The organism is Streptomyces sp. NPDC043738, from assembly GCF_056436545.1.
Genome location: NZ_JBWKCJ010000065.1, coordinates 1 through 4,971, shown reverse-complemented (window position 1 = coordinate 4,971; position 4,971 = coordinate 1). Strand labels below are relative to the sequence as shown.

Annotated in this window: 8 protein-coding genes; 2 read left to right on the top strand and 6 right to left on the bottom strand. The window is 66.6% G+C overall.

The window, feature by feature from the left end:
- Window positions 1-182 precede the first annotated feature (182 nt).
- The 3 genes from AC0680_RS37840 to AC0680_RS37830 all read right to left on the bottom strand — a co-directional run bounded on the left by AC0680_RS37840 (window position 183) and on the right by AC0680_RS37830 (window position 2,834).
- Window positions 183-1,397, bottom strand: coding sequence for an ISL3 family transposase (locus AC0680_RS37840; RefSeq protein WP_478637577.1), 1,215 nt, complete (start codon window positions 1,395-1,397; stop codon window positions 183-185).
- Complete coding sequence (locus AC0680_RS37835; RefSeq protein WP_478637576.1) at window positions 1,346-1,777, bottom strand: transposase family protein; 432 nt, start codon at window positions 1,775-1,777, stop codon at window positions 1,346-1,348. The genes AC0680_RS37840 and AC0680_RS37835 overlap by 52 nt, the downstream gene beginning before the upstream one ends.
- A 226-nt stretch (window positions 1,778-2,003) precedes the next feature.
- Window positions 2,004-2,834: a hypothetical protein gene (locus AC0680_RS37830; RefSeq protein WP_478637578.1), complete on the bottom strand. Its 831-nt coding sequence runs from the start codon at window positions 2,832-2,834 to the stop codon at window positions 2,004-2,006.
- A gap of 161 nt (window positions 2,835-2,995) precedes the next feature.
- On the opposite strand from AC0680_RS37830, the gene AC0680_RS37825 reads away from it, so the two are divergent.
- Both AC0680_RS37825 and AC0680_RS37820 read left to right on the top strand, forming a co-directional pair.
- Window positions 2,996-3,163: a hypothetical protein gene (locus AC0680_RS37825; protein WP_478637575.1), complete on the top strand. Its 168-nt coding sequence runs from the start codon at window positions 2,996-2,998 to the stop codon at window positions 3,161-3,163.
- Between the two features lie 358 nt (window positions 3,164-3,521).
- The gene (locus AC0680_RS37820) at window positions 3,522-3,926 is read left to right on the top strand and encodes a hypothetical protein (RefSeq protein WP_478637574.1); all 405 of its coding nucleotides are present in this window, start codon (window positions 3,522-3,524) and stop codon (window positions 3,924-3,926) included.
- A 123-nt stretch (window positions 3,927-4,049) separates the two neighbouring features.
- Here AC0680_RS37820 and AC0680_RS37815 read toward each other — a convergent pair whose 3' ends face one another.
- The 3 genes from AC0680_RS37815 to AC0680_RS37805 form a co-directional block, all read right to left on the bottom strand.
- Complete coding sequence (locus AC0680_RS37815) at window positions 4,050-4,259, bottom strand: hypothetical protein (RefSeq protein ID WP_478637573.1); 210 nt, start codon at window positions 4,257-4,259, stop codon at window positions 4,050-4,052.
- A 99-nt stretch (window positions 4,260-4,358) separates the two neighbouring features.
- A complete protein-coding gene (locus AC0680_RS37810; protein WP_478637572.1) occupies window positions 4,359-4,751 on the bottom strand; it encodes a hypothetical protein in 393 nt (130 codons plus the stop codon).
- Window positions 4,748-4,971: helix-turn-helix domain-containing protein (locus AC0680_RS37805; protein WP_478637571.1), on the bottom strand; the 224-nt coding region annotated here is incomplete at its 5' end. The genes AC0680_RS37810 and AC0680_RS37805, both read right to left, overlap by 4 nt.

The following is a 4,971-nucleotide window of genomic DNA, read 5'->3' as shown; positions in this document are numbered from 1 at the left end:
CACAGACCATTGGCTCGGAGCACCGGGGGCATCGGTGCCCGCCGGACCCGGGGTGCCGCTTGAACGTGACGCGGCAGGGCGCGCACACGTAATGCAGCTTGTAGGGCTTCTCGGCGTAGTAACACACGAGGTGAACGTACCCGGCATTGTGGTGGCTGGCGAGGAGGTTCCCATAGCGCGGCTCATGGCTGGGTGAGGATGCGGGTTCGCAGGAGTTCGAACGAGGCTCGGCCATACACAGCTCGCTTGAGCGTTTTCACCCGATTCGCATGCCCTTCGACGACCCCGGAGCTCCAGGGCAGAGACAGGCCGGCGGTCACCGCGTCGAGGTCCTGGCGGAGGAAGCCGGCGAAGCCCTTCATCGGCTTCGGTGCGTCCTGCTCGGCCTGCCGGATCCACTCCATCAGCAGGTATCCACGCTGGTGGCGGACCAAGTCGGCGAACGCCCGAGCGAGGTCGCAGGCCCGGGTGATGTCCGGGCACGCGAGCCGGACTCGAAGGAGCCGCTTGTCCTGGCTGGCGGTGAGCGTCTCCCGGGGCCGCATGATCCACGAGGTGATCTTGCGGGGGCTGGGGGTGTCGGCCCGGACTGGTTCGGCGGTGCCCGCGCGGAGGTCGGCGAGGTGTTTGCGGACGACCTGGCGGCTTCCGCGGTAGCCGCTAGCCTGGATCTCCAGGTACAGCTGGGTGCCGCTGACCTGGCCTTGGGCCTCGGTGAAGCGGGCATTGACGTATGTCTCGAACGGCTCAAGGACACCGTTGGGGCGGCGGTCGCGGGCGGAGACCAGCAGCTCGTCGAGGTCCGTGTCGCGGAAGCGGCGCACAGTCTTGCGGTCGAGGTTCAGACGGCGAGCGATGGCGCTGATCGTCCATCGTTTTTCCAGCAGGCGGTGGATGTCTTCGTAGCGGTGGTGGGTGCGTGCGATGATCTGGGTGCGGGGTAGTTCCGCGGGCGGTAACAGCATCGGGGGCGGCTCCGGCACCTCGGTCACCGGCTCCTCCTCGGCACGTTTGCGCAGGCAGTCGCGGTGCTGGTGGCAGGTCTTCTCGACCGCGGCGGACAGGTTCTGCAACAAGTGCCACCGATCAGCGACTTCCAGGGCATGAGGAGCGGCTTCCCTGACCGCCTTGGTGTAGGCGGTGGCCCGGTCCCGGCAGATGATCTCGACTCCGGGATGCTCGATAAGCCGGGCCGCGAACGTCTCGGAGGTGCGGTCGGGTAGTACGTCCACAACCCGGCCGGCCTCGACGTCGACCAGCACGGTGCCGTAGGTGCAGCCTTTACGGAAGGCGAACTCATCCACCCCCAGCACCCACGGCGCACGGTCCGGCACCGTCGGCGCCGTCAGCAGCCTGAGCAGCCGGGTCCGGCCGCGGTCAGCCGCAGTCGGCGGCACAGCCGTGCGGCGGGACGGCCGCCGAGCTCGATCGCGATCGACCGCAGCCAGCCCGCAAGCCCCGTACTGGACCGGCGGTAGCGCGTGGACAGACCCGGCACCTGCTCGACGAACGTCGTGCGGGAACAACTCTTCCGGTCGCAGAAGTATCGGCGCACCCGCAGCCGGATGATAACGCGGCGTGAGTCCAACGGCCGTTCGTCCAGGGTGCGTTGGTACGTGCTGTGTACGCGGCGGGCCTGCTTGCGGCAGTCCGGGCACCGGCCCGGGCGGGCCGTCGACACCGCCTCCACCACCAGGATGCCGGAGGAGTCGCTCACCCCCTCCACCCGCACATCGATCCCGGGAAACAGCACATCCTCGACCGTCTTGCTCGCCACGGCAGGAAGTACGCTGCCGAAACGATCCCGCGTTCCTGCCGCTGATCTGGGGGTTCACGGAACTGCGGACAGAGCCTTGAATTTCCCCACCCGGTGCTCACAGGAGCCCCAGACCTGCTCGCCTTGTCTCCCCACCCGCGGCTCGCTGGTCTGCGGACGTGTGACCTAGTGCTTCATCGGCTCGGATGTGCACTGTTGGCCCGCGGCCGTGATTGTCGCCGCTGGTTCAGGTACCGCTCGCCCGGGCCGAACGGGGCCGGGCTCGCAGGGCAGGCAGCCGGGCACAGTCTTCTGCTCCGGCCAGGCCCTCGCCCAGGGCCAGGAGGGAGAGGACCCGTACCGGCCGGCCGACCGTGGCAGCGGCCTCCAGTTTGTGGTGGCCGTCGAGGAGGAAGTGGGTCAGGCCCCAGTGCTGGTAATGGTCGATCGGCATCCCCGAGGCGGGTTCGCACACGTCCAGCGTAGAGATCGCCACCGCCGTGGGCACCGTTCCCCGCCCCATGAGTGCGACATACTCCTCGACGCGCTCCCTCTCGTTCCACGTCGGGGGAACCATGGGCACGACGAACTCATAGAGGTGGGCGTTCGCGTCGACAGCGGTCTCGAAGGTTCGGTAGTACGGGGTGTGCGGGTACTCCGGGAGGCCCCAGAACTGATCGATCCCCCACGTCGTGACCTGCTCGCCGCTGAAGTAGTCGCCTTCCTTGCCGGGGACGACCAGCCGGGGTTCCACACTCAGGAGCAGCGGAAGGTACTCGCCCTGCGGCAGCAACGTGCCGAACGCATCGACCACTCCACCGTCGTCCGGATCGTCCAGCGCACCGGTGAGCCGTTCCTGCACGCCCTCCAGGGACAACTCCTCCCTCGCGGTCTCCAACCGGCGGAATAGGAACGGACACGTTCCGCAGTAGAAGCTGAGCTCGAAGGCAGGCTCGTCGTCGACCATGAGCAAGCGGCGCCGCGGCCCGCCGCCGATCTCCTGCAATTCCGCGTCGAAGCGCAACCGGGCCTCGGGGGCAGGTAGGCCGAGGTTGCGTGGGGCGCCCGCTTCGATCATCACGGATCGACCGTACGGGACGCTGAAGATCGGCTCCACCGACTACTGAGCTTCCCTGACCGCCTTGGTGTAGGCGGTGGCCCGGTCCCGGCAGATGATCTCGACGGGAGCTACTCGCCTACCCGCCGAAGTGGTGCGCCGCCCTCAGAGAGGGACACAGTGTGGACTACTTGCTGAACGCCAAAGGGGGCGACCTCTACCCGATCGGGATGAGCTGGGGCACCGACAAGGGGGACGCCCAGAAGGTGGTGGTCCTGGCCGTAGGGACGTACTGCCCGAAGTACCGCAGCCGCGTGCAGGCAGAGCTGCGGGAGAGCGGCTACTACTGAGCCTTCAGCTACATGCCTCGCCGCTGCCAGCGGTCCAGCAGTCGAAGTCGCCAAGCCGCCGCATCGGCGTAGTTCACGCACAGCCAAGCGACTTGTGCACTGAGCGCTAACGACATGCCGGGCGGATTCTTGGAAGGCTGATCTCGCGTCATGGGAACGCACCTGAAGGGCGGTGCCGTTCGGCCTACTGGTTCCACCGATCCCGGTCAAGCATTGGCTCTTTCCGGTTCTACGTGCCCCTGACAATTCAGGTAGAGTGATCACAGCTTCGGGGGAGCTTTTGATGCAGCGCGCATTCCTGCCTCACGTCACTCCCCTGTGGTCTAGTAAACGCGAAACCAAAATGGGGGATCAGTAAATGAAGATGTGCGGCTTGGTGGCGAAGGGTGCTCTCGTTTCGGCGATGAGTGGCCTCCTTCTTCTTTCTGGTGGCGCCGCTCACGCCTCTTCGGGCTGGGACTACAAGGGTGTCACGAATTTCCACCATGGCCACTATGACGATTACACCCGCGATGTGTATTCGACTGGCGGTTACGTCAAGGTATGCATTAACTCGGCTGCCACAGGGAAGGAAGACTACGATCTGTGGGAGCACGACGCAAAGGGCAACGGGGACGGGGACGATTACATCACTTCCGTGAAGGGAGCTGGCTGCTACACCTTCAGCAACATTGGGAAGTACGTGGACGGTGATAATGGCAAGGCCGAGCTCTACATGTCCACTCAAGACTGGTCCGCCGTGAGTGTTGAGTGGTGGGACTGACGCCCGGTGGCGGGATGGTTCGGAGAGATCCGCGCCGAATATCTTGGGGTGCAGTGAGCATCAGTGTCGTCACGTGACTGGGAATGCCCCGGCAATCGGCTGCCCATCCAGAAGTGGCCAGCTTCACGTCCATACGTCCGGACCCCCGCCGCGCCACTCGATGAGCCGCTGATCGTCCAGGTCGATGGCGTCCTCATCCAGGCCGGCCCGGCGCAGGAATTCCACAACGTCCCGCGGCCCGTACGCCAGGCCGAGGATCTGTGCGTCGACCGTGACCCGCCGACCTCCGGTCGGCGAGGGCGGGTGCACGACCACGGGGGGACGCTCAGACATACCCCCACCGTGCGGCTGCACGGCCCGCCACGCATGTCGTGCGCGGCCACATGACGGAGCCCGGCCCGTTCCCCCGGGCCGGGCCTCCAGCGTGAGCGGCTACGACCGCTCCATGTCCGTCTCGCTGCCTTTCGCTGTGAAGCGATGAGAGTCGATACGGGTGATCAACCCCGCGTCAGCGAGCGCGGCGAGATCCTGCCGCGTGGCCACCGCGGTCAACGGCCGTTTGACGCTGGGCCCCTGCTGGCCCAGAACCTCATACGCCGCGAGCGCCCGCTTGCTGTCCCACACGCCGTCACTTCCGCGGATCATCCACAAAAGCCGCATGGGTCGAGGGACGTCCTCCCTGGGCGGGGCGTCGACGTGCCGGACGCCGAGGGCGAGCACCGCATGCGGGAGGGCAACCAGCAGCCGGGCAGTGCGATCGGGGCCGGGGGTCGCACCGTCAGCGTCCTGGAGCGCTGCCAGGGCGCGGCCCGTGTGGGCGGTCATTCCTTCTCCTTCTTCGGCCGCGCCGTCCCTGACCCCTGGTAGCCCCGAAACACGTCCTGCACGGTGCTGAGCTTGATCTGAAGCCGGTCTGCGATCTGTCGGTACGACAGGCCGTTGCCGTCGTCCCATAGTTCGCGGATCAAGGCGGTGCGCCCGGCCGACCACGTCTTGTTGCGCCGGATTTGCTCGGCCATGATGCGGCTCCGAGCCAATGGTCTGT